Origin of the sequence: Enterobacter cloacae complex sp. 2015409 (genome assembly GCF_041365315.1) — a bacterium.
Lineage (GTDB): Bacteria > Pseudomonadota > Gammaproteobacteria > Enterobacterales > Enterobacteriaceae > Enterobacter > Enterobacter pseudoroggenkampii.
In genome coordinates this window covers 1,977,999-2,002,215 of record NZ_JBFTVM010000001.1, presented here as the reverse complement: position 1 = coordinate 2,002,215, position 24,217 = coordinate 1,977,999, and the positions used below count along the sequence as shown (strand labels likewise).

The 24,217-nt window shown below is 62.2% G+C and carries 23 protein-coding genes and 1 pseudogene; 15 read left to right on the top strand and 9 right to left on the bottom strand.

Annotated features, from left to right (window positions below):
* The first annotated feature begins 27 nt into the window (after positions 1-27).
* The 3 genes from ACDO57_RS09800 to ACDO57_RS09790 are packed head-to-tail and all read left to right on the top strand — an operon-like array spanning position 28 to position 4,347.
* Positions 28-1,866, top strand: a complete 1,839-nt coding sequence (locus ACDO57_RS09800; RefSeq protein ID WP_370883902.1) for a DUF2264 domain-containing protein — start codon at positions 28-30, stop codon at positions 1,864-1,866.
* Complete coding sequence (locus ACDO57_RS09795; RefSeq protein ID WP_370883901.1) at positions 1,863-3,143, top strand: oligosaccharide MFS transporter; 1,281 nt, start codon at positions 1,863-1,865, stop codon at positions 3,141-3,143. The genes ACDO57_RS09800 and ACDO57_RS09795 overlap by 4 nt, the downstream gene beginning before the upstream one ends.
* A 13-nt stretch (positions 3,144-3,156) precedes the next feature.
* Positions 3,157-4,347: a glycoside hydrolase family 88 protein gene (locus ACDO57_RS09790; RefSeq protein ID WP_370883900.1), complete on the top strand. Its 1,191-nt coding sequence runs from the start codon at positions 3,157-3,159 to the stop codon at positions 4,345-4,347.
* 80 nt (positions 4,348-4,427) lie between these two features.
* Here ACDO57_RS09790 and ACDO57_RS09785 read toward each other — a convergent pair whose 3' ends face one another.
* The 3 genes from ACDO57_RS09785 to hpxO are packed head-to-tail and all read right to left on the bottom strand — an operon-like array spanning position 4,428 to position 7,581.
* Positions 4,428-5,363: a PDR/VanB family oxidoreductase gene (locus tag ACDO57_RS09785; RefSeq protein ID WP_248273038.1), complete on the bottom strand. Its 936-nt coding sequence runs from the start codon at positions 5,361-5,363 to the stop codon at positions 4,428-4,430.
* 11 nt (positions 5,364-5,374) lie between these two features.
* The gene (gene hpxD, locus ACDO57_RS09780; RefSeq protein ID WP_370883899.1) at positions 5,375-6,412 is read right to left on the bottom strand and encodes a molybdenum cofactor-independent xanthine hydroxylase subunit HpxD; all 1,038 of its coding nucleotides are present in this window, start codon (positions 6,410-6,412) and stop codon (positions 5,375-5,377) included.
* Between the two features lie 14 nt (positions 6,413-6,426).
* On the bottom strand, positions 6,427-7,581 hold the full coding sequence (hpxO, locus tag ACDO57_RS09775; RefSeq protein ID WP_370883898.1) for an FAD-dependent urate hydroxylase HpxO: 1,155 nt from the start codon (positions 7,579-7,581) through the stop codon (positions 6,427-6,429).
* A gap of 239 nt (positions 7,582-7,820) precedes the next feature.
* On the opposite strand from hpxO, the gene uraD reads away from it, so the two are divergent.
* On the top strand, positions 7,821-8,321 hold the full coding sequence (gene uraD, locus ACDO57_RS09770; protein WP_370883897.1) for a 2-oxo-4-hydroxy-4-carboxy-5-ureidoimidazoline decarboxylase: 501 nt from the start codon (positions 7,821-7,823) through the stop codon (positions 8,319-8,321).
* Entirely contained in the window at positions 8,318-8,641 is a 324-nt protein-coding gene (gene uraH / locus ACDO57_RS09765) for a hydroxyisourate hydrolase (protein WP_061715588.1), read from the top strand. The genes uraD and uraH overlap by 4 nt, the downstream gene beginning before the upstream one ends.
* On the opposite strand, the gene guaD is transcribed toward uraH, so the two are convergent.
* The gene (guaD, locus tag ACDO57_RS09760) at positions 8,621-9,940 is read right to left on the bottom strand and encodes a guanine deaminase (protein ID WP_370883896.1); all 1,320 of its coding nucleotides are present in this window, start codon (positions 9,938-9,940) and stop codon (positions 8,621-8,623) included. The genes uraH and guaD overlap by 21 nt on opposite strands.
* A 100-nt stretch (positions 9,941-10,040) precedes the next feature.
* Positions 10,041-11,537: an NCS1 family nucleobase:cation symporter-1 gene (locus ACDO57_RS09755; RefSeq protein ID WP_370883895.1), complete on the bottom strand. Its 1,497-nt coding sequence runs from the start codon at positions 11,535-11,537 to the stop codon at positions 10,041-10,043.
* A 144-nt stretch (positions 11,538-11,681) separates the two neighbouring features.
* Here ACDO57_RS09755 and ACDO57_RS09750 point away from each other — a divergent pair, with 144 nt between their 5' ends.
* The 3 genes and pseudogenes from ACDO57_RS09750 to puuE all read left to right on the top strand — a co-directional run bounded on the left by ACDO57_RS09750 (position 11,682) and on the right by puuE (position 14,086).
* The gene (locus tag ACDO57_RS09750; protein WP_048222414.1) at positions 11,682-12,398 is read left to right on the top strand and encodes a GntR family transcriptional regulator; all 717 of its coding nucleotides are present in this window, start codon (positions 11,682-11,684) and stop codon (positions 12,396-12,398) included.
* A pseudogene (locus ACDO57_RS09745) lies at positions 12,398-13,266 on the top strand (aspartate/glutamate racemase family protein); the annotation flags it as partial. The gene ACDO57_RS09750 and the pseudogene ACDO57_RS09745, both read left to right, overlap by 1 nt.
* Positions 13,154-14,086: an allantoinase PuuE gene (gene puuE, locus ACDO57_RS09740; protein WP_267216732.1), complete on the top strand. Its 933-nt coding sequence runs from the start codon at positions 13,154-13,156 to the stop codon at positions 14,084-14,086. The pseudogene ACDO57_RS09745 and the gene puuE, both read left to right, overlap by 113 nt.
* 42 nt (positions 14,087-14,128) lie before the next feature.
* Here the strand turns inward: puuE and hpxZ are convergent, their stop codons facing one another.
* From hpxZ to hpxW, 4 genes are read right to left on the bottom strand one after another with little or no spacing between them, the layout of a single operon-like run.
* Positions 14,129-14,515, bottom strand: coding sequence for an oxalurate catabolism protein HpxZ (hpxZ, locus tag ACDO57_RS09735; RefSeq protein WP_032649007.1), 387 nt, complete (start codon positions 14,513-14,515; stop codon positions 14,129-14,131).
* Positions 14,512-15,909 (bottom strand): AtzE family amidohydrolase, encoded by a 1,398-nt coding sequence (locus ACDO57_RS09730; protein ID WP_370883894.1) that lies wholly within the window; start codon positions 15,907-15,909, stop codon positions 14,512-14,514. Before ACDO57_RS09730 ends, hpxZ begins: the two co-directional genes overlap by 4 nt.
* Positions 15,906-16,094, bottom strand: a complete 189-nt coding sequence (gene hpxX / locus ACDO57_RS09725) for an oxalurate catabolism protein HpxX (protein ID WP_208763736.1) — start codon at positions 16,092-16,094, stop codon at positions 15,906-15,908. Before hpxX ends, ACDO57_RS09730 begins: the two co-directional genes overlap by 4 nt.
* A 10-nt stretch (positions 16,095-16,104) precedes the next feature.
* A complete protein-coding gene (hpxW, locus tag ACDO57_RS09720) occupies positions 16,105-17,688 on the bottom strand; it encodes an oxamate amidohydrolase (protein WP_370883893.1) in 1,584 nt (527 codons plus the stop codon).
* Positions 17,689-17,830: 142 nt separating this feature from the next.
* Between hpxW and hpxU the strand changes: the two genes are divergently transcribed.
* The 7 genes from hpxU (at position 17,831) to hpxK (ending at position 24,178) form a co-directional block, all read left to right on the top strand.
* The gene (gene hpxU, locus ACDO57_RS09715) at positions 17,831-18,670 is read left to right on the top strand and encodes a MurR/RpiR family transcriptional regulator HpxU (protein ID WP_023311063.1); all 840 of its coding nucleotides are present in this window, start codon (positions 17,831-17,833) and stop codon (positions 18,668-18,670) included.
* Positions 18,671-18,861: 191 nt separating this feature from the next.
* Positions 18,862-19,644, top strand: coding sequence for a transporter substrate-binding domain-containing protein (locus ACDO57_RS09710; protein ID WP_023311064.1), 783 nt, complete (start codon positions 18,862-18,864; stop codon positions 19,642-19,644).
* A gap of 4 nt (positions 19,645-19,648) precedes the next feature.
* Positions 19,649-20,314, top strand: coding sequence for an amino acid ABC transporter permease (locus ACDO57_RS09705; protein ID WP_370883892.1), 666 nt, complete (start codon positions 19,649-19,651; stop codon positions 20,312-20,314).
* Positions 20,314-20,970, top strand: coding sequence for an amino acid ABC transporter permease (locus ACDO57_RS09700; RefSeq protein ID WP_072034229.1), 657 nt, complete (start codon positions 20,314-20,316; stop codon positions 20,968-20,970). Before ACDO57_RS09705 ends, ACDO57_RS09700 begins: the two co-directional genes overlap by 1 nt.
* Complete coding sequence (locus ACDO57_RS09695) at positions 20,951-21,688, top strand: amino acid ABC transporter ATP-binding protein (RefSeq protein WP_023327069.1); 738 nt, start codon at positions 20,951-20,953, stop codon at positions 21,686-21,688. The genes ACDO57_RS09700 and ACDO57_RS09695 overlap by 20 nt, the downstream gene beginning before the upstream one ends.
* A 13-nt stretch (positions 21,689-21,701) precedes the next feature.
* A complete protein-coding gene (locus ACDO57_RS09690) occupies positions 21,702-22,943 on the top strand; it encodes an alanine--glyoxylate aminotransferase family protein (RefSeq protein ID WP_267216729.1) in 1,242 nt (413 codons plus the stop codon).
* Positions 22,940-24,178: an allantoate amidohydrolase gene (hpxK, locus tag ACDO57_RS09685; RefSeq protein WP_370883891.1), complete on the top strand. Its 1,239-nt coding sequence runs from the start codon at positions 22,940-22,942 to the stop codon at positions 24,176-24,178. Before ACDO57_RS09690 ends, hpxK begins: the two co-directional genes overlap by 4 nt.
* The last annotated feature ends 39 nt before the right edge of the window (positions 24,179-24,217 follow it).

Here is a 24,217-nt window from a genome sequence, read left to right as displayed (position 1 = left end):
TACCCTCGTGTAATGCGGGAGGACCCTGTGCAACCTGAAAATATTCATCTGGATAACCCACTGACAAGCCGGGAAGAGGTGCTACGGCTGGTTAACGACATGCTGAACGCGGTGTCGCCCTGGTTTAAAAAAGACGCCAGCCGCATTGATTTAGCGAACTTTACCGCTCACTACGGCCAGCAGGTGGCGAACATGGAAACGTTTTCCCGCCTGCTGTGGGGCGTGACGCCGCTGTTGGCTGGCGGCAGCGAGCCGCAGCACTTCTCATTCTATTTACAGGCGATAAAAAACGGCACCGATCCGCAGCATGCCGATTACTGGGGCGACGTCGGGCCTTACGATCAGCGAATCGTCGAGATGGCGGCCTACGGGCTGCTGCTGGCGCTGGCGGGTGAAACCGTACTGGCACACTTCACTGAGACGGAGAAAGAGCATTTATGGCGCTGGCTAAAGCAGTGCGAGACCCGGGAAATCCCCGATAACAACTGGCACTTCTTCCCGATTCTGGTGCAGGTCGGCTTCCATTATTGCGGCATGCCGACCAACCCGCAGGCGCTGGAAGATCATTTTGCTGCCATGGAGCACTACTACCTCGGCGATGGCTGGTACGCTGATGGTCCGGGACGGCCGCGCGACTATTACATCTCGATGGGCTTCCATTTCTATGGCCTGATTTACGCGAAGCTCATGGCCGGGGTCGATCCACAGCGCTGTGCAACGCTGCGTCAGCGGGCCGCACGTTTCTCCTCTGACTTCATCCATTTCTTTGCCGAAGACGGCGCGGCGATCCCGTTTGGCCGTAGCCTGACCTACCGCTTTGCCGAGGCGGCGTTCTGGAGTGCGGCGGCCTTCGCCGGGCTGGAGGTCTTTTCGCCTGGGGTGATGAAGGGCATCGTGCTGCGTCATCTGCGCTGGTGGCTAAAGCAGCCGATGTTCGACCGCGACGGCGTGCTCAGCGTCGGCTACAGCTATCCGAACCTGGCGATGGCGGAAGACTACAACGCGCCGGGTTCGCCGTACTGGGGCCTGAAGACCCTGCTGGTGCTGGCATTAGACGAGGGCGATGCCTTCTGGCAGGCGGCTGAGCTGCCGCTGCCGCCGCTGCCCGCGCAGCACACGATAGCCCACGCGGATCAGGTGGTGGTGCATCAGCCCGATCACCTGTGGATGCTGACGTCCGGCCAGCTGGAGCTGAACAACTTCGTGAATACCGAAGCGAAATACTGCAAATTTGCCTATTCCACCCGCTTTGGCTTCACCATCGAACGCGGGCGCTACGGTCTGAACCATGCCTCGCCCGATTCGATGCTGCTGCTGGCCGAAAAGGATAACTACTGGCGTGGCCGCCGCGAATGCCAGCACGTGGTCACTTCTAACGGCACCATTTACAGCCGCTGGCTGCCGTGGCGCGACGTGGAGATTGAGAGCTGGCTGCTGGCGCTGGGCGACTGGCAGCTACGCGTCCATCGCATCAATACCCGGCGCGCGCTGGACTGCGCGGAGGGTGGCTTTAGCCTGGCGAACCGCCCGCAGCCGCAGGAACACGAGAGTGACGGTGCCTGCTGGTTAAGCAGTGCCCGGGATGTCTCAGCCATTTTCTGTCTACACCCGCACGCCCGCCGCGGCGAGACGGTGGTGACGCCGCCAAACAGTAATCTGCTGTTCGCCGAGCGCGCGGCGGTGCCGGTGCTGCGCGGCGAGCTCGACCCCGGTAAGCATGTGTTAATCAGCGCGGTGTGGGCGGGAAATGCCGCTGACTTCGATCCGCAACGCTGCCCGCAGGCCTTCATTAGCGATGACGCGGTACGCTTCGTGACGGCACGACAAGAAACGACGCTCGTTCTGGCTCCGGAGGCATCGCTATGAGCACATCATCGTCCGTACGCGCCGCGCAGTACAAAATGAGTACCTTTATTTTCCTTTACTTCTTCACGTGGTCATCCAGCTTTGGCCTGTACGCCCTGTGGCTGAGCCAGAAAGTGGGCCTCGATAGCGTCACCATCGGCAGCGTGTTCGCCATCAACGGTGTCTTCGCGGTGGTTCTGAAGCCGGTGTACGGCTACATCATGGACAAAATCGGCATGAGCAAGTGGCTGCTCTATTTTGTCTGCGCCATTTCCGCGCTGATGGCGCCGTTCTTCGCGCTGGTGTACCAGCCGCTGCTGCAAAGCCATGCGATGGCGGGGATTATCATCGGCGCGCTGTATCTGAGCCTGGGCTGGTACGCCGGCGTGGCGGCGTCTGAATCTTATGCCGACCGCTTTAGCCGCCTGTACGGGCTGGAGTTTGGCCGCATCAGAATGTGGGGTTCGCTGGGCTGGGCGATGGCGGCGTCGGTCTCCGGGCTGTTGTTTAACGTCACCCCGCTGGCCAATTTTCTGCTTAGCAGCGGGACCTCGGTACTGATGCTGCTGGTGCTGATTAGCCTCAAAATCGGCGACGAGCAGTTGCGCAATAACAGCGTCATTTCCGCTAATAAGATCGTCTTCGCCGACGTGCTGATGCTGCTGAAAAATCGCAAGTTCTGGATGTTCAGCCTCTACGTCGCCGGGGTGGCGTGGATGATGTTTATCGCCGAACAGCAGTTCCCGCGCTACTTCGTGTCGTTCTTCGCCACCAAAGAGCAGGGGAATGCCTGGTACGGCTACCTGAGTACCGTCCAGTCGGGGATGGAATTCGTGATGATGATGTTTATCCCGTGGCTGGTGAATCACTATGGCGCCAAGCGCGGCCTGCTGTTCTGCGGCTGCGTGGTCGGAGCGCGGCTGATCGCCTCCGGGCTGACCAGCGACCCGATTGTTATCTCCATCATCAAACCGTTTTATGGCGTCGAGATCGCGCTGCTGCTCATCTCGGTCTTCAAATACATCGCCGAACATTTCCATCGTCGGGTTAACGCCACGATGTACCTGCTGGGCTACCAGGCGATGATTTACGTGGGTTCGATTGTGGTCGCCCCACCTGCCGGCTATCTGTACGACAGGATTGGCTTTGAGCATACCTATCTGCTGATGGGCTGCTGCGCCCTGGTATTTACGCTGATTTCCGCCTTTACGCTGTCGCGCTGCCAGTCGACGCGCAATGACTCACGATCCTTTGCTCCGGCTTTAGATACCGCCCCGGTTGAACCAGCCAAACATTAATTCAGGAGTTGTTATGACCAAATCTGTTATCACCGAAGCGCTGCGGCCAATCGAACTGCATCAGGTCGATCGCCTGGCACTGAGCCAGAAGCTGGAAGCGGCGTTAGCCCGCGTCACGCGCAAGCTCGACAAAAATATTGTCGCCTTCGGCGATAAGTTCCCCGGTGAGGCCTGTGAGAAGGGGGTCTGGCCGCGCACCGATAACGTGGAATGGACCACCAGCTTCTGGCCTGGCCAGCTGTGGCTGGCGTGGGAGATGACCGGCAAAGCGCATTATCGCGAAGCCGCCGAACGCTATTTACCGTCGTTCGCCCGGCGTATTGAGCAGCGCATCGACACCGCCACGCACGATCTCGGGTTCCTCTATTCGCTCTCCTGCATCAGCGCCTGGCGGCTCACCGGCAACGAAGCCGCTCGCCAGTCGGCGCTGCTGGCAGCCGAGCGCCTGATGGAGCGTTTTAACCCGACGGCCAACATTATTCAGGCATGGGGTGATTTAAACGACCCGGAGCAGCAGGGAAGAATGATCATCGACTGCAATATGAACCTGCCGCTGCTGTACTGGGCCAGCGAACAGACCGGGGATCCGCGCTATGCGCAGGCGGCGACGGCTCATGCCGGACAGGCCGCGGCCTATATCGTGCGTGAAGATGCCTCGACTTATCACACCTACTATATGGATGTGCAGACGGGCGAGCCGCGCTTTGGCAACACCCATCAGGGCTACAGCGATACCTCGTGCTGGTCGCGCGGCCAGGCATGGGGCATTTACGGCTTCCTGCTCAGCTATCAGCACACCGGCGATAAGCAGATGGTTGAGCTGTCGCGCAGCCTGGCGCATTACTTCCTCAACCGTCTGCCGGAAGATGATGTTTGCCACTGGGATCTGGCGCTGCTCGGTACCGACGCCGTGCGCGACAGTTCAGCGGCGGCGATTGCCGCCTGTGGCCTGCTGGAGCTGGTTAAGGCGCTGCCGACGCTCGACGCAAACCGTGCATATTATGAAGAGATGGCGCTGCGTATCGCGCTGTCGCTGACCGATAACTACCTTGCTCATGACGACGATCCAACCGAAGGGCTGCTGCAGCACTCGGTTTATCATATGGGCAGCGGTAAGGGGGTCGATCAGTGCTGTAGCTGGGGGGACTATTTCTATCTTGAGCTGCTGGCGCGGCTGCGACAGATTTGGCATCCGTACTGGTAATCCATAAGCTCTTGTGCGATTTGCACAATGTAGGCCGGGTAAGCGCAGCGCCACCCGGCAAGAAAGACTGTGCAGGTGGTTTACAGCCCAATCACCAGCTCCCCGGAATGGCTCCGCGAACAGCACAGCGCCACCTGCTGGTCCGTTGCGCTTTTTTCCGCCTCCGACTGCACGCTGTCCCGGTGATCCACCACGCCGTCAATCACCGGCGTCAGGCAGGCGCCGCAGATCCCCATTTCGCAGGACAGCGGAACGTCCACGCCGTTTGCCTGCAGCACCTGGGCAATGGTTTTGTCCGCAGGCACCGGCCAGCGCTCCCCGGTGGAGGCCAGCTTGACCGTAAAGATCTCGCCCGCGACGTCGCCTGTGGCAGGGGATGCGGGCTGAAACGCCTCGCTGTGAAGATGGGCGTCATCCCATCCCTTTGCCGTGGCGACCTCACGCACTTTTTCCATGAACCCCGCAGGTCCGCAGACCCAGGCTCGCAAACCCGCTTCAGGCATGGGGAGATGCTCTGCCAGAGCTGTGCGCGGGCTGATAGTATGAATGATGCACTCACCGCACTGCGAAAGTTCGCGCGCAAACGCCGCGCTTTCGCGCTTCCTGACGTAATAGTGCAGCGAAAACGACATGCCGGCGGCCTTCAGCTGCAGGGCCATCGCATACAGCGGCGTAATGCCAATCCCCGCCGCCAGCAATAAAACCCGTTCTGCCTGAACCAGCGGAAACAGATTGCGCGGGGCTGAAATTAGCAGCTTCTGCCCCGGACGCAGCGTCTCGTGAACGTAGCGCGATCCGCCTCGCGAGGCGGTTTCCCGCCCCACGCAGATCAGATAGCCCTCTTCCTCACAGGCCCCGGTCAGGGAATACTGGCGCACCACGCCGCAGGGCAGGTGGACATCAATGTGCGCGCCGGGCTGCCACGGCGGCAGCGCTTCGCCGTCTTCAGCCACCAGCCTGACGGCGAGGCTTTTGTCGCCCTCACGCCACAGCCCGTCAACAATTACGCTCAGCATAGCGGCCTCCGTCATACCAGGAAAAACTCGCCAAAGCCCATCTTCTTCAGTCCCCGACGGTAGGCAATCGAGCTTTTATCTGCGGGGATATGGGCTTCCAGGGTCAGGTCCAGCGGCAGGCTTTCCGGGCGCTGGGTTTCCACCATCAGACGGTCCTCTTCAAAAATCCGCAGATTGAAGGCGTGCACGTCCTCCACCGGAATATGCAGATCAAAATTGCGGGCGATAGGGGCGAACATGCGGGTAACGCGCGACGACACGGGCGACGCGGCGTTCATGATCACCAGTCTCGACTCTCCCGGAAAATGAATCGTCAGGGTGGCGGTAAACGGCAGATGCATTTCAAAATGTCGAAGCCACTGGAAGCCTTCTGGCGCCTGCACGGGGGAACTGGCGGGATAGTTGCTCACTGAACTCCAGTAATCCGCCACGAAGCCGAACGGCGTCTCCTGCGGCTGATAGGCGGGCACAAGCTGATTATTGGGATCGGCAAAGGTATCGGTGTGGATCCACGCAAAGTGCGCCACGTCCAGAAACCCCTCCACCTGTCGCCCGGCAAAGCCATTCACCTCAAACGCCGGGCAGTTAATCTGCTGAAATCCGTCGTCATCCCAGTGCGGCATGGCGGGCAGCGGCACGGGGTTTTCCGGGTCAAAGGCCAGGCAGGTCCAGATCAGGCCGAAGCGCTCCTCCACGGCGTAGTTAATCAGGTTCAGCTTCGCCGGAACGGGCTGGTCGGGGCTGGAGGGAATACGGTTGCAGCGCCCGTCCTCTCCAAAGCGTAAGCCGTGATAGGGGCAGATAATCCCGTGCTCGTCGTGAAAGCCGAGCGTCAGCGGCACGCCGCGGTGCGGACAGACGTCACGGGCGACCACGACCTGGTCGTTAATCCGGTAAATCACCAGCTGTTCATCCAGCAGCGTCGCCTTGACCGGCGCCGGACCGACGTCGCAGGCACGCGCGACCGGATGCCAGCATTTCGCCAGACGCAGCCAGTCCTCTGGCTCAAACGTGCAGTGGGCGGGTGGAGTCGGTTCTCTTTTCATCATTATCCCTCTTACGTTCAGCCTAACGGGCCGCCCTGAATGGTCTCGCACAGACCGTTGATGATGCGCTCTCCGGTCTCCTCTCGAAGCTCCTGATACCAGGCCTGCGTCAACGCCATGTCTTTGCCGTGGGTGACGTCGCAGCGCTTACGCGCCTTCAGCACCAGGTCGCGCACCCGGTCGCAGCGCAGCGCCTCGTACTGCCGCAGCGCCAGCGTGATGCTGTGGTTTTCACGCAGGCATTCCCCCAGCACGACGGCGTCTTCCATGGCCGCACAGCCGCCCTGGCCGATATCCGGCGTGGTGCTGTGAGCGGCATCGCCGAGCAGCGCGACGTTGCCGCGCACCAGCGTATCGAACGGCTCAATGTCGTGGATCTCAATGCGGTTGGTAGTGTCAGGATCCAGCGCCGCGATAAGCGTCTGCACCGGCGGCGCCCAGCCGCGGAAGTAGCCCGTGAGATCGGCGCGCAGGGTGGTGCGATCCTCCGCCAGACCCGCAGGAAGCGGCACGTCAAAGAAGAAGTAGAAGCGTCCACCGGAGACGGGCATCAGCGACACCCGTTTGCCTTCGCCAACGAAGGTGGTCCACTGGTGCGCCGGGGCGATCTCCTCGTCAATCTTCACCAGCCCGTTCCAGTTCACGTAGCCCGCGTAGCGGCGCTCGGGGGTATACCCCAGCACGTACGGGCGAACCGCCGAGTGGCTGCCGTCGGCGGCAATCAGGAAATCGCCGGATGCCGTGGTGCCGTCGGTGAAGGTCACGCTCACGCCCGAGTCGTCTTCATTTACGCGTTCGACGCGCTTGCCGAACTGCACTTTGTCGCGCCCCCAGAAGTCCAGCATTTCGCGCTGAAGCTCAGCGCGCGAGACGGGGCAGGGACGCCCGCCGGTACGCTCAACCAGCGGAGCAAGGCTAAAGCGGGTCAGGGTATCGCCGCGCCGGTAATCCTTATAGGCCATAAAACGCATCGGTCCGCCGTAGGTCTCGATGATGTCGCCCATGCCGAGGTGCTGCATGCATTTCACGCCGTTAGGCCAGATGGAGATGGCCGCCCCGACGGGCCTGATCTCCTTTACGGCTTCAAATACGGTACAGTCGATGCCCGCTTTTTTCAGCGCGACGGCGGCGCTCAGGCCGCCAATACCCGCGCCAATAACGATTGCTCTCATGCTTCTCTCCTTTTGCAGGGTGTAAAGACGTTCAGCAATTTGCGTACCAGGCTGCAGAGTGGCGAAAACGGCGTTGTGAGGGAGAGGTTTGCACTGCTAAGGTGCGCAAACGCGGTGAGCGTGCCTTTTTTTGAATCAAAAATTTCCTGGTCAGCCATCCGGAATCGACTGTTTCACATCTGCTTCAAGAGTGGCGTGGTTTGTGCAATAACCTGGAGGAAGACAACAAAGGAGACGCTATGATCGCACTGCACGAGTTCAATCATCTTCCCCACGAAAAGGCGATAGCGCTGATTCACCCCTGCGTGGCGCTCCCCGGCTGGGCCGATGCGCTGGCTCTGGGGCGGCCATACTCCAGCCGGGAAGAATTGCTCAGTACGGCAAAAGCGCTGACGCACGCCTGGGACGAAGCGGCGCTGGCGCAGGCCCTGAGCGCCCATCCGCGCATCGGGGAAAAGCCCGCGGGTTCACAGGCGGAGGCGGCGCTGTCGCGCCAGGAGCAGGGAGCGGTGAACGATCGCGATGCCGCCCTTGCGCAGGCGCTGCGTGAAGGCAATGCCCGCTACGAGGCCCGCTTCGGACGCGTCTTTCTGATCCGCGCGAAGGGCCGCAGCGGCGAGGAGATATTACAGGCCCTGCACGCGCGGCTGGAAAACAGCGACGCGCAGGAAATCCGTGCTGCGCTGGAACAGCTGCGGGAAATTACGCTGCTACGGCTGGAAGGAGTCATTAGCGAATGAGCACACTCAGCACCCATATTCTTGATATTTCGGCGGGCAAACCCGCAGAGGGCGTAACGGTTCATCTGCAACAGGGCGGGAAGACGCTGGCCACGGGGGTGACCAACGCCCAGGGGCGCATCGCCGCGTTCGTTCCCTCTCTGCCCGCGGGCCGTTACCAACTGGTGGCGGAGATCGGCGCGTGGTTTCGCGAAACCGGTCGCGACACGCTCTACCCCTGTGCGCAAATTGATTTTGTGACGGGAGAAACGGCAGACGAGCATTTTCATCTGCCGTTTGTGATTGCGCCCGGCGGGTGGTCAACCTACCGGGGCAGTTGACCATACCCGCTCGCCGTTGACCCAGGTCTCGCTGATGTTGCGCTCGTCGCCCAGGGTCATCAGCACAAAGAGCTGCTCGTAGATATCCTGGCAGCGGCGATTGCGCAGGCGCTGCAGCGGCGTTACGTCAGGATCGATAACCACGAAATCCGCCTCTTTGCCGGGCGCGAAGTTGCCAATCTTATCGTCCAGCCGGAGGGCGTGCGCGCCGCCCAGCGTGGCGTGATAAAACGCCTCGCTGGCGCGCAGGCGGTAGCTCTGAAGCTGGCCCACCTTGTAGGCTTCCCCCAGCGTGCGCAGCATGCTGAAGGTCGTGCCCGCCCCGACGTCGGTGCCGATGCCCATCCGCACCCTGTGCTGCCAGCAGGCGGGCAGGCGAAACAGCCCGCTGCCGAGAAACAGGTTAGAGGTGGGGCAAAACGCCACCGCCGAGCCGGTGTCATGCAGGCACTGCCACTCGCTGTGGTGAAGGTGAATCGCGTGGGCAAACACGCTGCGCTCGCCGGTCAGGCCGTAGTGGTGATACACGTCCAGATAGCGCTCGTGCTCCGGCCAGAGGTCGCTTACCCAAGCCACTTCGTTGGGGTTTTCGCTCAGGTGGGTCTGCATCCAGGTGTCCGGAAACTCCTCTCTGAGCAGGCTGACCGCCGCAAGCAGCTCGGGGGATGAGGTCGGGGCAAAGCGCGGCGTAATGGCGTAGCCCAGGCGTCCACGGTGATGCCAGCGCTGGATCAGCGCCCGTGTCTGTCGGTAGCTCTGCTTCGCGTCTTCGCTCAGGTAGTTCGGCGCGTGTCTGTCCATCATCACCTTTCCGGCGATAAGGCGCATGTTCAGGCGCAGGGCCTCGGCAAACAGCGCCTCGACCGATTCCGGATGCAGCGTGCAAAACACCAGCGCGGTGGTGGTGCCGTTGCTCACCAGCTGCTGTATGAAAAATTCGGCGATCTCTTTCGCGTAGGCTTCATCGGAAAACTGGCTCTCCACCGGGAAGGTGTAGGTGGTCAGCCACTCCAGCAGCTGTTCGCCGAAGGCGCCGATCATCTCCGTTTGCGGATAGTGGACGTGGGTGTCAACAAAACCGGGCAGCAGCAGCCTGCCGCGCAGGTCGGTATAGCCTATGTGCGGGTCAAGATACTGCTCGCCCTCCTGCCACGGCATCTGTGCCAGAATTTTTCCATTCTGGATAAACAGCAGTCCGTCCTCAAGGTGGCGCGCGTGCTCGGCAATGGCGTCTGCGCTGTCGCAGACCCGGGCAATATCAAAAAAAGCACCGCGTATCGCAGTCTGGTATTCCATCATGGTTCCTGCCTTCGTGTTTGCGTAGCGGGGGTAAGAAGGCTCAGCAAGAACGGTGCCAGAATGAACGGGCCGCAGATACGCTGCGGCCGGAGGGAAGGGGTTACTCTTTTTGCGTCGCCACGCGGGAGCTGAACGACGTTGCGCCTGCCGTTTCGCGCTCTTCCCGCGCCAGCCAGCGGTAGGTCACGCCGCCGAGCAAGACGCCGATGAACCAGCTGAAGTTCGCCACCTCATGCAGGGCCGGAATAAAGCTAATGACCAGGCCCACGGCAACGGACGGGATCAGCGCGCCAATGGCTTTCGGGTTAAAGCCGTTGCGGTACCAGTATTTGCCCTTTGGCGTGTCGTCGAACAGATCGTCGACCGATACCTTGCCGCGCTTAATCAGGTAGAAGTCGGCAATCAGAATGCCGAACAGCGGGCCGATAAACGCCCCGAGTACGTCCAGGGTGTAGTGGATAAGCTCCGGCGAGTTGAACAGGTTCCACGGGGTGAGCAGGATCGAGCCGACAGCGGCAATCATGCCCCCGGTGCGGAAGCTGATCTTCTGCGGCGAGCAGTTCGAGAAATCAAACGCCGGGGAGACGAAGTTCGCGACGATGTTGATCCCGATGGTGGCGGTGATCATCGTCAGCAGGCCAATCGCCACGGCCAGATCGTTGCCCACGCGGCTGACGGTCTCAATCGGGTCGGTGATCATGCGGCCAAACAGCGACTGGGTACCGGAGACAATCACTACGGTGACGATGGAGAACAGCAGGAAGTTAAACGGCAGCCCCCAGCGGTTGCCGCGGCGGATCTCACCCATGCTTTTGCCGTAGCGGGAGAAATCGCCAAAGTTGAGCAGCGGGCCGGAGAAGTAGGAGACCACCAGCGCCGTGGCGGTGATCATCTGCCAGGTCTGCTCGCCCGCGCTCAGGGATTTGCTGGCGAGGGTAAAGGAGATCCCGTCAAAACCGGTCTTGTATACAATCCAGCCGGCGAGGGCCAGCATCACCACATAGACCGCCGGACCGGCGATATCAATAAAGCGCTTGATGGCGCTCATGCCGTGCCAGAAGACCATCGCCTGCAGGACCCACATAATGGCAAAGCAGATCCAGCCCAGATGCGACAGGCCCAGGAATGCGCCGGTGGTGAGTGAAGAGAGCGACGGCCAGAACTTCAGCGCCACCAGCATCAGCGCGTTGGCGGCGAGATAGGTCTGAATGCCGTACCACGCAAAGGCGATAAGCCCGCGGATCACCGCCGGAATATTGGCCCCGAAGACGCCAAACGCCTGACGGCTGATCACTGCATAGGGCACGCCCGCCATCTGGCTCGGTTTGGCCACCAGGTTGGCGCACAGCTGCACGATGCAAATCCCCACCAGCAGGCAGAGCAGCACCTGCCAGCTTGCCAGCCCGAGCGTAAAGAAGCTCGCGGCGACAACATAACCCCCCATGCTGTGAACGTCCGACATCCAGAACGAAAAGATGTTGTACCAGCTCCAGTTCTGGTCACGCGTCGGTGCCAGATCCTCATTGCAAAGACGTGGGCTGTAAACCGCACCGGAATCAGCGGCCGTACCTTGCTGTGCGTTTTGACTGTTTGGCATGAAACCTGCTCCTGTGAATGAAAACCCGTTGAGTGGGAGTGCAAACGGTATTGCAGGATCCAGGCCAAAATAATAAATCTTGTATGCAATATTTTATTTTTATGTATACGATTCGATAACGGAAAGTAAAATTCGGAGTGGTGAATGAACAACCTAAACGCCCTGCAGACCGCGCCAGACCTGCATGATAAAGACGAATCCATCTTCCAGGCGCTGATGACCGCGATTGTCGAACACCAGCTGCTGCCGGGGAGCAAATTGCCGGAAGAGGCGCTGGCCGAGGTCTTTGGCGTGAGCCGCACGGGCATCCGCAAGGTGCTTCAACGACTCGCCGCTGTGCAAATGGTCACCCTGACGCCCAAGCGTGGTGCACACGTCGCCAGCCCGACGGTGGAAGAGGCGCGGCACATCTTCCGCACCCGCGCCCTGCTGGAGGTCGCTAACCTGCCGGACGTGCTGGCGCACTGCCAGCCGCCGCACCTTGCCGCGCTGGAGGCCATTATTCGTCAGGAGCAGCAGGCGCACGAGGCCTATGACGGCCCGGCGGCGATTCGCCACTCCGCCAATTTCCACATTCAGCTGCAGGCCATCTCCGGCAACCAGGTGCTCACTGAGATGGTGACCAGCCTGAGCCAGCGTTCTTCGCTGGTGATTGCCACCTGGGGCGCGCCGTGGCGTCAGGGCTGCCGTTGCAACGATCACGAGCAGCTGGTGGATCTGCTGCGCCAGAAGGCGCTCCAGCCGCTAAGCGATGCATTAATGCACCATTTTGAACATATCGTCGCCAGCCTCTGCTTCGAGCGGGCGGGCGAGTGCCTGCCTGATTTTGCCCGGCTGTTTGCCGGCCACAAGGAGTCGTAATGTCTGTCTGTATACAAGTGATCAACCCCAACACCAGCCTCGCCATGACGGAAACCATCGGCGCGGCGGCCCGCGCGGTGGCGGCACCGGGAACGGAGATCCTCGCGGTCTGCCCGAGCGCGGGCGTGCCGTCGATAGAAGGCCACTTTGATGAGGCCATCGCCGCCGTTGGTGTCCTGGAACAGATCAAAAAAGGCAGGGAGCAGGGCGTGGACGGTCACGTGATCGCCTGCTTTGGCGATCCGGGCCTGCTGGCGGCGCGCGAGCTGGCGCAGGGGCCGGTTATAGGCATCGCCGAAGCCGCTATGCATATGGCGACGCTGGTCGCGACGCGCTTTTCGGTGGTCACCACGCTGCCGCGCACGCTGATTATTGCCCGTCATCTGCTGCACCAGTATGGCTTTCAGGACCATTGCGCGGCGCTGCATGCCATCGACCTTCCGGTACTGGCGCTGGAAGACGGTAGCGGTCTGGCGCAGGAAAAAGTGCGCGCGCGCTGTATACAGGCGCTGAAAGAGGACGGCTGCGGCGCCATCGTGCTGGGCTGCGGCGGCATGGCGACGCTGGCGCAGGAGCTGACCCGCGAGCTGCGCGTGCCGGTGATCGACGGCGTCAGCGCGGCGGTGAAGATGGTGGAATCGCTGGTGGCGCTGGGGTTGTCGACCAGCAAGCATGGGGATCTGGCGTTCCCGGAGAACAAAGCGTTAAGCGGGCATTTTCAGGCACTGAATCCATTTTAATTTTTGGGGGTGGCAATGGGGCTTTTCGAACAGGATTATCCGCGGGATCTGCGCGGCTACGCGGGCAACCCGCCGCACGCGCGGTGGCCGAATCAGGCGCGCATCGCCGTGCAGTTTGTGCTCAATTACGAAGAAGGGGCGGAAAACCACGTTCTGCACGGCGATGCCGGTTCCGAGCAGTTCCTGTCGGACATCATCGGCGCGGCCAGCTACCCGGACAGACACATGTCGATGGACTCCCTCTACGAATACGGCAGCCGCGCCGGGTTCTGGCGGATCCACAATGAATTTCAGAAACGCGGCCTGCCGCTGACGGTCTTCGGCGTGGCGATGGCGCTGGCGCGTCACCCGGAGATCGTCGAGGCAATCAAGGCGGCTGATTACGACGTGGTCAGCCACGGCTGGCGCTGGATCCACTATCAGCACATGGATATCCAACAGGAGCGCGAACACCTGCACAAAGCGGTACAGGTGCTGACCGACCTGTTCGGCAAGCCGCCGACGGGCTGGTACACCGGGCGCGACAGTCCCAACACCCGCCAACTGGTGGTGGAGCACGGCGGCTTCGACTACGACAGCGACTACTACGGCGACGATTTGCCCTTCTGGACGGAGGTGGCCTGCAGCGATGGCTCCCGTAAACCGCACCTGATTGTGCCCTATACGCTGGATGCGAACGACATGCGCTTTGCGACCGCGCAGGGGTTTAACACCGCCGAGCAGTTTTATACGTATCTGAGGGACAGTTTTGACGTGCTGTACGAAGAGGGGGAAAGCGCGCCGAAGATGATGTCCATCGGCATGCACTGCCGCCTGCTGGGGCGACCGGGGCGTTTTCGTGCGCTGCAACGGTTCCTCGATTATGTGCAGCAGCACGAGCGGGTGTGGGTCTGTACCCGCCAGCAGATTGCCGACCACTGGCGGGAGGTACATCCGTTTCAGAAGTAAGTGTGCGATGTTTTGCCGGGTGGCGGCTGCGCCTTACCCGGCCTACGACATCAAACTCACCTGCGCCGCCACGATGCGCCATCCGTAGGCAAACCGCACCCACGTCTGCTGCTGGCGGCCAATGCGTTCTGTGCTCTCCCGGGTAAACTCGGTGCTGCACACGGCATAATCCTCCCCGAAGGTGGTGATGACGGTGTGGCGCAGCGTCCGCTGCAGCCCGGCGGCGGGGCGCGCCGCACGAAAGGCGCGAATTTCATCAATCCCGTACAGGTTTTCACCCGCCCCCAGCCGCACCGTGTTTTTGTCGTGCCAGAACAGCTCGTCCAGCACCGCAACGTTGTTGCTCACCAGCGCGTCCTCATAGCGGTAAAACGCGGCCGTCACCTCGGCAACCACCCACGGGAGGTTAATGTCATCGTGATTCATCATGCTGCTATCTCCGCCGGACGGGCATCGGTGATGCCGCTCTCCTCCAGAACCCGCGCGACGCGCAGGCAGGCCTGCTCGTTAAACGGCGCGGCAATCAGCTGCAGGCCGATAGGCGCACCCTGCGCGGTACGCAGCGGAACGGTGGTCACGGGCAGGCCCAAAAACGAAATTGGCTGAGTCAGCATCCCCATGCTGGCGCGAATGGGCAGCAGCTGACCGTTAATTTCCATGGTCTGCTCGCCCGCCAGCGTGGCGCTGCGCGGTGTGGCCGGGGCGATCAGCACGTCGGCCTGCGCAAATAAGGTTTTAAACGCCTGCCGGGCGTGAGCGCGAAACCGCTGGGCCTGAATGTACCAGGCGGAGGGTATCATCGCCCCGGCCAGCAGCCGTTCGCGGGAGTGCGGCTCAAAACGCTCGGGCTCGCGGCGAAGCGCGGGCAGGTACTGGTTTCCCCCTTCGGCGGCGCTGATGATAAACGCCGCAGAGCGCGCCAGTTCGGCGTCCGGGAACTGCAGCTCATCCTGCACGTCGAGCGCCTTCGCCACCCGCGCCACGGCGTCTCTGGCGTCCGTGTCGCACCAGGTGGTGAAGTAGCCGCCGAGCACCGCGCAGCGCAGGCCGTCAAGCCCGCGGTCAAGCAAGGGGCGCGTCTGTTCCCGGGAGCTTTCGGCCTGAAAACCGTCGCTGGTGTCGCGGCCCTGCAGCGCGTCATACACGGACGCCAGGTCGCACACGCGGCGGGCAAAGGGGCCGATATGATCCAGGCTTGCGACAAACGGATGGCTGCCGGATCGCGACAGGCGGCCAAAGGTGGGCTTCAGGCCGTAGATGCCGCACAGGGAGGCCGGAACGCGAATCGACCCGTTGGTGTCGGTGCCGAGTGAAAAGTGCACCAGCCCGGCGGCCACCGCGGCCGCTGAACCGCCGGACGACCCGCCCGCAATGCGCGCCAGGTCGTGCGGGTTACGCGTCGTGCCGTAGTGGCTGTTCTCGGTGGTAAAACCGTAGGCGTAGGCGTCCATATTCACCATCCCGGTCAGCAGCCCGCCCGCGCTGCGCAGCTGGCGCACCGCGAAACTGTCAGCGGCGGCGGCAGGGCGCTGGCTGAACAGATCGGCCCCGGCGAGGGTGGTGTGACCGGCAACGTCGAACAGGTTTTTCACCGCATAAGGCACGCCCGCCAGCGGCGGCAGGGGACGCTTTTCCCGTCGCAGGGTATCAATATTATCGGCTTCGGCGAGCATGCGTTCTTCGGTCACGGCGGTCCAGGCATTGATCTGTGGGTTCACGCGCGCAATCGCCTCCAGCGTCTGGCGGGCAATCTCACGAGCGCTCAGCTCTCCCGCGTTCAGCGCATGCTGGATCGCGCCGATACTCATCTCGTGTAGCCTCATGCTTTATACACTCCTGCAATCTCCAGGCGGTCGTCGAGCGACAGCGCCATCAGCGGGGCGGCCATGCTGGCAATGCGGCTGAACTGCAGCTGCAGCTCGGCGCGGCGGGCGTCATCCAGCGTCACGCCGAGGATGGTTTCCATCTGCGCCAGGTACGCCTGCCAGTCGGGTTGGTGTGTCGTCATTGTTTTCTCCTCAGAATCCGGCGGTCGCGCCGTTGCTGCGCGGGTCAAATGCCCCTTCGAACAGCCCGTTGGGGTGGTGGACAATGGCGCCCGCGTGGCCCATGGCTTCACTAAAGTCAGGGAAAAGCTCCACCTCGTGACCGAGGGCCTGCAGGCGCGCGACCGTCTCGGGTGAAAAACGCCCTTCAAGCTTTAAGGTGTCCGAGGTTTGTCCCCAGGTACGTCCCAGCAGCCAGCGCGGGCGGGTGATGCTCTCCTGCAGGGGGACGCCCTGAACAACGTAGCGGGTAAAGAGCGCGGCCTGGGTTTGCGGCTGCCCGTCGCCGCCCATCGATCCGTAGACCATCACGCGACCGTCCTTCAGACGCGCCGCCGCCGGGTTCAGGGTGTGGAACGGCTGTTTGCCCGGCGCGAGGACCAGAAGATGGGCGGGATCGAGGCTGAACGATGCGCCCCGGTTCTGCCAGACGATGCCGGTATCGGGCAGCACCACGCCGCTGCCGAACTCGTGATAGATACTCTGGATAAACGACACGGCGAGCCCGCTTTTATCCATTACCCCCATCCACACCGTATCGCCGGGGCCTTTGCCGGCTCCCCACGGCGCGGCGCGGCCGTCGTCAACCCTGTCGGCAAGCGCCTGCAGAGCGGCGGGATCCAGCAGACCCTGAATATCGGTTTTCAGCGCGCGCGGGTCGGTGATGTGGGCATCCCGCAGGCCAAAGGCCAGCTTGGTGGCTTCAACAATGCGGTGAAGGGTTTCGGCGTCGTCGGCTTCCGCCATGTTCAGGCGGTCGGTAATGCCGAGTATCGCCAGCGAGACCAGCCCCTGCGTCGGCGGGGCGTGGTTAAAGATCTCTCCCTGCTGATGCTGCAGCTTCAGCGGCGCGGTGCGTCGGGCGGCGTGAGCGTTGAGATCGGCCAGCGTCACGGGGAGATCCAGCGTCTCCATGCCGCGCGCCAGGACTTCCGCCAGCGGGCCGCGATAAAAGCTGTCCAGGCCGTCCTCCACCAGGCGCGTGAGGGTCGTGGCCATGGCGGGCTGATAAAAACGGCTCCCGACCTGCGGCGGCTTGCCGTCCACCAGCCAGGTTTCCGCGAAGCCGGGAACGTCCTTCAGCTCGTCGAATTTACTGGCCGTGGCGTGGGCCTGAGAGGCCGTGACCGGCGTGCCGTTCTGCGCATAGTCAATGGCGTCGGCCAGCAGGCGAGCCAGCGGCAGCGCCCTGTCGGTCATCTCGCGCGAGACCTTCAGCGCCTCGTCCCAGCCGCTCACCGTGCCAGCGACGGTTAGCGCCGCACGGGGGCCGCGATGGGGGATCTGCGTGAGCCCGTCGTAGGCGGCCAGCGTCGCGCGCGATCCCGCCGCGCCGCTGGCATCAATGGCGACAGGTTCGCCTTCCGGCGGCACGATAAGCCAGAAGCCATCGCCGCCCAGCCCGTTCATATGTGGGTAAACCACGGCGATGGTGGCCGCCGCCGCGACCATCGCCTCTATCGCGCTGCCGCCTTCGCGCAGCACGGCCAGCGCGCTCTGGCTGGCAAGGTGGTGGGGCGCAACCGCCATACCGTGTGTGGAGACATTACTTTGCATGAGGAGTCCTCGTAACCCTGAAGGTCACAAGGTGCTGCAAAAGCTGTTCCAGTTCTGAAAGAAAAGTTTCAGTAAACTGGCACGTATAATGAAAGGTAGAATGAAAGGCAAAATGTGATGAAACAAAAGTTACAGAGGCGCTATGGAACAACTGGATGAACGTCTGAAAGCACAGTACCCGTCGCTGTCGCCGCAGGAGCAGCGGGTGGCGGACTTTATTTTCGACCATTTTGACGATCTCATTAGCTACAACAGCGCCGAGCTGGCGCAGCTGAGCGGGGTGTCGAAAGCCACGGTGAGCCGTCTGTTTAAGCGTCTGGGCTATGAGAAATATAAGGATATGCGCGACGAGCTGCGCACCCTGCGCCAGAGTGGGATGCCGCTCACCGATAACCGCGATGCGGTGCAGGGCAATACGCTGCTGGCGCGTCACTATAAGCAGGAGATGGCGAACCTGACCCAGTGGGTCAATGCCCTCGACGCTCAGCAGTTTGCCGACGCCATGGCCTGCATGGTTAAGGCGCGGCGCATCGTCATTATCGGCATGCGTAACGCCTATCCGGCGGCGCTGCACCTGCGCCAGCAGCTGCTGCAGGCGCGCGGTCAGGTGCTGGTCCTGCCGCAGCCGGGGCAGAGCCTGGGCGAGGAGCTGGTGGATTTAACGCCGGACGATCTGGTGGTGATGATGGCCTTCCGCCGCCGCCCGCGCATTATCCGCCCGCTGATGCAGCAGCTTCAGAGCAGCGGTATTCCGGTGCTGCTGATGTGCGAGCCGCAGGCGCACAGCCTGTTCCCGCTGGCGAGCTGGCAGCTCTGCGCCCCGCTGGACAGCGTCTCGGCCTATGACAGCTATTCCTCGGTCAACAGTCTGATCAACCTGCTGGCGAACGCCTTCCTGCATGAAATTCTCGATAAAGGCCGTCCGCGCATTCACGAAATTGCCTCCCTCTACCAGCAGCTGGACGAACTCGAACAGCGATAATGGGGCATCAGGCTGGTGCTTTGCATTGAAATGGTGCAGCTGGCGGGGCGGAGAAACGCACGTTTTTTCGACCCGCCCGCGTTTTATCAGGCTTCTCAACAATATTCCCCGCTTCGCCTTATCTGGCACATTAGTTGCAAAATCACATTCAAAGAATCTTTTGTTTCATGTTAACGTTACGGGGAAGCACCATGAAAAAATTGTTGATTGCACTGGCCGGGGCCGCATGCCTCTTCACACAGCTGCCGGCAAAGGCTGACCAGCTTCAGGATATTGAGAAACGCGGCACAATTCGCATCGCCGTTCCGCAGGATTTCCCGCCGTTTGGCTCGGTGGGAACCGATCTGCAGCCGCAGGGCTATGACATCGACATGGCGCGCTATCTCGCTAAACAGATGAAGCTCAAGCTGCAGCTGGTGCCGGTGACCAGCGCCAACCGCGTGCCGTACCTGCAAACCGACAAGGTGGACCTGGTCATTTCCAGCCTCGGTAAAAACCCGGAGCGCGAGAAGGTAATCGACTTCAGCCGCGCCTACGCGCCGTTCTTCCTCGGCGTGTTTGGTCCGAAAGGCGCCGAGCTGAAGGACGCCGCCGCGCTGAGCGGAAAAACCATCGGCGTGACGCGCGGGGCGGTGGAGGACATGGTGCTGACCGGCCTGGCACCGAAAGACGCGGACGTGAAGCGCTACGAAGATAACAACACTACGCTCTCCGCTTACCTCTCCGGACAGGTGCAGTACGTGGCGACCGGCAATCTCGTGGTAGCGGCCATTTCGCGCCAGAACGCGGATAAAGCCCCGGTGCCGAGCTTTATGCTGAAAGACTCGCCGTGCTTTATTGGCCTGAAGAAGAACGAGCCGGCCCTGAAGGCAAAAGTGGATGCGTTGATCGAGCAGGGCATCAAGGACGGCACGCTGAACGGCCTGTCTGAGCAATGGCTGAAGGCTCCGCTGCCGGCAAACCTTGGCGCCTGAGCCGATGACTGAGCAACTTGATTTTTCAGCCCTCTGGCCGCACTGGCCGGAACTGCTGGCGGGGCTGTGGGTCACCGTTCAGCTGACGGTGATGGCCACCGTCGGCGGGCTGGCGACGGGGATTGTCGGGGCGGCAATCCGCAGCGGATGCACCACCTGGTTCAGCCGCATCTGGGGCGCGTACGTGGAAATCATCCGCAACACGCCGTTTGTGGTGCAGCTATTTTTCATCGTCTTCGGCCTGCCGAATCTGGGGCTGAAGATGACGGCGGGGGAAGCGGCGCTGCTGGCCATGGTGGTGAACCTGGGCGCCTACAGCACCGAGATTATCCGCGCGGGCATTCAGGTCACGCCGAAAGGGCAGTGGGAAGCCGGACGCGTGCTGGGGCTGACCCGCCTGCAGACCTTTATTCGCGTGGTGCTGCCGCCCGCGCTGCAGCGCATTTACCCGGCGCTGGTGAGCCAGTGCATCATCGTGATGCTCGGCTCGTCGGTGGTATCGCAGGTCTCGTATGAAGAGCTGACCTTCGCCGCCAACCTGATCCAGTCCAGAACGTTTTTAAGCTTTGAGGTTTATCTGGTGACCACCGGGATTTACTTAGCGCTGTCGATTACCTTGCGCCAGCTGATGATGGCGGCAGGACGCAAATGGCTGGGGGTGCAGGCATGATGACCACCTTTACCGACTGGGACATTATTCGCAATCTGCTGCTGGCCGGGCGCTGGACGGTACTGCTGTCGCTGGTGGCGTTTGTCGGCGGGGCGGCGGTGACGCTGCCGCTCCTGCTGCTGCGCCTGACGGGCGGGCGCACGGTGAAGCGCATTATTCGCGGCTATATTGAGCTGTTTCAGGGCACGCCGCTGCTGATGCAGCTGTTCCTGGCCTTCTTCGGCGTGGCGCTGTTCGGCATCGACGTCTCGCCGTGGACCGCCGCCTCGCTGGCGCTGACGTTCTACACCAGCGCGTTTCTGCTCGATATCTGGAACGGCAGCATTCGCGCCCTGCCGAAAGGGCAGTGGGAAGCCTCGCGCTGTCTGGGACTGACCTTCGGCCAGACCCTGTTTCGCGTGGTCGCCCCACAGGCGCTGCGCATCGGCATCGCCCCGACGGTCGGCTTTGCCGTGCAGGTGATCAAAGGCACCGCGCTGGCGTCGATTATCGGCTTTATCGAGCTGACCAAGGCCGGGACCATGCTCACCAACGTGACCTATCAGCCGTTTAAGGTCTTTGCGCTGGTGGCGCTCGGCTACTTTATTCTGTGTTATCCGCTGTCGCGCTACAGCCGCTATCTGGAGACGAAATTCAATGCCTCTCATCACCATTAATCAGGTGCAGAAGTACTACGGCGATAACCACGTGCTCAAGGGCGTCGATCTGGATATCGACATGGGCCAGGTGATCTCCATTATCGGGCGCAGCGGATCGGGCAAAAGCACGCTGCTGCGCTGCATCAACGGACTGGAAGGCTATCAGGACGGCAGCATCAAGCTGGGCGGCATGACCATTACCGATCGGGATTCCCAGGCGCGTGAAATCAGCCGCTCGGTCGGGATGGTGTTCCAGAGCTTCAACCTGTTCCCGCACATGACGGCGCTGGAGAACGTGATGCTCGCCCCGCGTCGGGTGCTGAAAAAAAGCGCCGCCGAATGCCGGGCGCTGGCGCAGCAGATGCTGGAGAAGGTTGGCCTCGGCGATCGTCTGGATTACTACCCGTCGAGCCTCTCCGGCGGCCAGCAGCAGCGCGTGGCAATTGCCCGCGCGCTGGCGATGTCGCCGAAAGTATTACTCTGCGACGAGATCACCTCCGCGCTCGACCCGGAGCTGGTGGGCGAAGTGCTCAAAGTGCTGGAGCAGCTGGCGGCCGAGGGGATGACGCTCATACTGGTTACCCATGAAATGAATTTTGCCCGCGAAGTGGGCGACCGCGTGGTGTTTATGCACCAGGGGAAAGTCTGGGAGCAGGGCGACAGCAAAACGCTGTTCGCCAACCCGCAGACCACGGAACTGAAGCAGTTCATCTCCTCCGTGCGCGGCCTCAACTGATAAGGACTTAACAATGGATATCGCACAATTTCCGCAAATCAATCCGCCCCAGCGCCTGCTGATGGGGCCGGGCCCGATCAACGCCGACCCGCGCGTGCTGCGCGCCATGTCGAGCCAGCTGATCGGCCAGTACGATCCGGCCATGACCCACTACATGAACGAGGTGATGGCGCTCTACCGCGGGGTGTTCCGCACCGAAAACCGCTGGACGATGCTGGTGGACGGCACCTCCCGCGCGGGAATTGAGGCTATTCTGGTCTCCGCCATTCGCCCGGGAGATAAGGTGCTGGTGCCGGTCTTTGGCCGCTTTGGCCACTTGCTGTGCGAAATTGCCCGCCGCTGCCGCGCGGAGGTGCATACCATCGAGGTGCCGTGGGGCGAGGTGTTTACCCCGGACCAGGTCGAGGATGCGGTTAAGCGTATTCGTCCGCGCCTGCTGCTGACCGTGCAGGGCGACACCTCCACCACCATGCTGCAGCCGCTCGCGGAGCTGGGCGCGATCTGCCGCCGCTACGACGTGCTGTTTTATACCGACGCCACCGCGTCGCTCGGCGGTAACGCGCTGGAGACCGACGCCTGGGGGCTGGACGCCGTCTCGGCCGGGATGCAGAAATGCCTCGGCGGCCCGTCAGGCACGTCGCCGATCACGCTGAGCGCGCGGATGGAAGAGGCGATCCGCCGCCGCAAGTGCGTGGAGGAGGGCATTCGCACCGACGCCCACCGCGACGGCGACGAGGAGATGATCTACTCCAACTACTTCGATCTCGGCATGGTGATGGACTACTGGGGGCCGGAGCGGCTGAACCACCACACCGAAGCCACGACCGCGCTGTTTGGTGCCCGCGAATGCGCGCGGCTGATCCTGCAGGAAGGGCTGGATAACGGCATCGCGCGCCATAAGCTGCACGGCGATGCGCTGCTGAAGGGAATTCAGGCGATGGGGCTGGAGACCTTCGGCGACCTGAAGCACAAGATGAACAACGTGCTGGGCGTGGTCATTCCGCAGGGGATCAACGGCGACCAGGTGCGTAAGCTGATGCTGGAGGATTTCGGGATTGAAATCGGCACCTCGTTTGGCCCGCTGCACGGTAAAGTGTGGCGCATTGGCACCATGGGCTATAACGCGCGCAAGGACTGCGTGATGACCACCCTGAGCGCGCTGGAGTCGGTGCTGAACTACCTGAAATTCACCACCACGCAGGGGGCCGCCATGCAGGCCGCGTGGGACCACTATCGCCGCGAGACGCCGCAATGAGCCCGGCGGCAGAACGGGTGATGGCGCGCGCCGACGCGCTGGCCGCTATCAGCGAAACCCCGGATGCGCTGACACGGGTCTATCTCTCCACGCAGCATCTGCAGGCCAACCAGCTGGTCGGAGAGTGGATGCGCCAGGCGGGCATGACCGTCTGGCAGGACAGCGTGGGCAATATCTGTGGACGCTACGAAGGCGCGCAGGAGGGGGCCCAGGCGGTGCTGCTCGGCTCTCATCTGGATACCGTGCGCAACGCCGGGCGCTACGACGGCATGCTCGGGGTGCTCACCGCCATCGAAGTGGTGGACAGCCTGCACCAGCAGGGTTTGCATCTGGCGCAGGCCATAGAAATTGTCGGCTTTGGCGACGAAGAGGGAACCCGTTTTGGGATCACCCTGTTAGGCAGCCGGGGCATCACCGGTACCTGGCCGCAGGGCTGGCTGGAGACGTGCGATGCTCAGGGCATCAGCGTGGCGCAGGCGATGGTGCAGGCGGGGCTCGATCCTGCCCGCGTGGCGCTCGCGGCACGCCATCAGGACGATTTCAGCGCCTGTCTGGAGCTGCACATCGAACAGGGGCCGTGTCTGGAGCAGGAAGGGCTGGCGCTGGGCGTGGTGGAAGCCATTAACGGCGCGCGCCGCCTCAGCTGCCGCTTCACCGGCGAGGCCGGACACGCGGGTACCGTGCCGATGAGTCACCGTAAGGATGCCCTGGCCGCCGCCGCCGAATGGATGGTGCTGATCGAAAACATCACCCGACAGCAGGGCGGCAACCGGGTGGCGACGGTCGGTGAGCTGCGCTGCCTGCCCGGCGCGGTCAACGTGATCCCGGGCGAGGTTGCGCTCTCGCTGGATATTCGCGGCCCGCAGGATGCCCCGCTTGACGCGCTGCTCGCTGAACTGCTGGCGCAGGCGCAGGCGATTGCCGCGCGTCGCGGGTTGAGCTTCAGCGCCGAGGAGTTTTACCGTATCGCCGCCACGCCGTGCGATGCGCGTTTGCAGGATCTGCTGGGGCAGGCCGTTGAATCGGTGCAGGGGTGCTCGTTATCCCTGCCCAGCGGCGCCGGGCATGACACCATCGCGCTGGCGGAACGCTGGCCGGTGGGGATGCTGTTTGTGCGCTGCAGGGGCGGGGTCAGCCACCATCCGGCAGAATCGGTGATGGCTGACGATGTTGCCCTGGCGATTGAGGCATTTGGGCGGGCGGTGAGAACGCTGGCTGACGGCGGTGCGCGTTAATTTGTAGGTCGGGTAAGCGGTAGCGCCACCCGGCAAGGT

What these genes read in the sequence shown, in the direction of transcription:
- ACDO57_RS09795 (WP_370883901.1), top strand. Translation starts at nt 1,863, where the DNA reads ATGAGCACATCATCGTCCGTACGCGCCGCGCAGTACAAAATGAGTACC.
- ACDO57_RS09790 (WP_370883900.1), top strand. Translation starts at nt 3,157, where the DNA reads ATGACCAAATCTGTTATCACCGAAGCGCTGCGGCCAATCGAACTGCAT.
- ACDO57_RS09785 (WP_248273038.1), bottom strand. Translation starts at nt 5,363, where the DNA reads ATGCTGAGCGTAATTGTTGACGGGCTGTGGCGTGAGGGCGACAAAAGC.
- hpxD (WP_370883899.1), bottom strand. Translation starts at nt 6,412, where the DNA reads ATGATGAAAAGAGAACCGACTCCACCCGCCCACTGCACGTTTGAGCCA.
- hpxO (WP_370883898.1), bottom strand. Translation starts at nt 7,581, where the DNA reads ATGAGAGCAATCGTTATTGGCGCGGGTATTGGCGGCCTGAGCGCCGCC.
- uraD (WP_370883897.1), top strand. Translation starts at nt 7,821, where the DNA reads ATGATCGCACTGCACGAGTTCAATCATCTTCCCCACGAAAAGGCGATA.
- uraH (WP_061715588.1), top strand. Translation starts at nt 8,318, where the DNA reads ATGAGCACACTCAGCACCCATATTCTTGATATTTCGGCGGGCAAACCC.
- guaD (WP_370883896.1), bottom strand. Translation starts at nt 9,940, where the DNA reads ATGATGGAATACCAGACTGCGATACGCGGTGCTTTTTTTGATATTGCC.
- ACDO57_RS09755 (WP_370883895.1), bottom strand. Translation starts at nt 11,537, where the DNA reads ATGCCAAACAGTCAAAACGCACAGCAAGGTACGGCCGCTGATTCCGGT.
- ACDO57_RS09750 (WP_048222414.1), top strand. Translation starts at nt 11,682, where the DNA reads ATGAACAACCTAAACGCCCTGCAGACCGCGCCAGACCTGCATGATAAA.
- puuE (WP_267216732.1), top strand. Translation starts at nt 13,154, where the DNA reads ATGGGGCTTTTCGAACAGGATTATCCGCGGGATCTGCGCGGCTACGCG.
- hpxZ (WP_032649007.1), bottom strand. Translation starts at nt 14,515, where the DNA reads ATGATGAATCACGATGACATTAACCTCCCGTGGGTGGTTGCCGAGGTG.
- ACDO57_RS09730 (WP_370883894.1), bottom strand. Translation starts at nt 15,909, where the DNA reads ATGAGGCTACACGAGATGAGTATCGGCGCGATCCAGCATGCGCTGAAC.
- hpxX (WP_208763736.1), bottom strand. Translation starts at nt 16,094, where the DNA reads ATGACGACACACCAACCCGACTGGCAGGCGTACCTGGCGCAGATGGAA.
- hpxW (WP_370883893.1), bottom strand. Translation starts at nt 17,688, where the DNA reads ATGCAAAGTAATGTCTCCACACACGGTATGGCGGTTGCGCCCCACCAC.
- hpxU (WP_023311063.1), top strand. Translation starts at nt 17,831, where the DNA reads ATGGAACAACTGGATGAACGTCTGAAAGCACAGTACCCGTCGCTGTCG.
- ACDO57_RS09710 (WP_023311064.1), top strand. Translation starts at nt 18,862, where the DNA reads ATGAAAAAATTGTTGATTGCACTGGCCGGGGCCGCATGCCTCTTCACA.
- ACDO57_RS09705 (WP_370883892.1), top strand. Translation starts at nt 19,649, where the DNA reads ATGACTGAGCAACTTGATTTTTCAGCCCTCTGGCCGCACTGGCCGGAA.
- ACDO57_RS09700 (WP_072034229.1), top strand. Translation starts at nt 20,314, where the DNA reads ATGACCACCTTTACCGACTGGGACATTATTCGCAATCTGCTGCTGGCC.
- ACDO57_RS09695 (WP_023327069.1), top strand. Translation starts at nt 20,951, where the DNA reads ATGCCTCTCATCACCATTAATCAGGTGCAGAAGTACTACGGCGATAAC.
- ACDO57_RS09690 (WP_267216729.1), top strand. Translation starts at nt 21,702, where the DNA reads ATGGATATCGCACAATTTCCGCAAATCAATCCGCCCCAGCGCCTGCTG.
- hpxK (WP_370883891.1), top strand. Translation starts at nt 22,940, where the DNA reads ATGAGCCCGGCGGCAGAACGGGTGATGGCGCGCGCCGACGCGCTGGCC.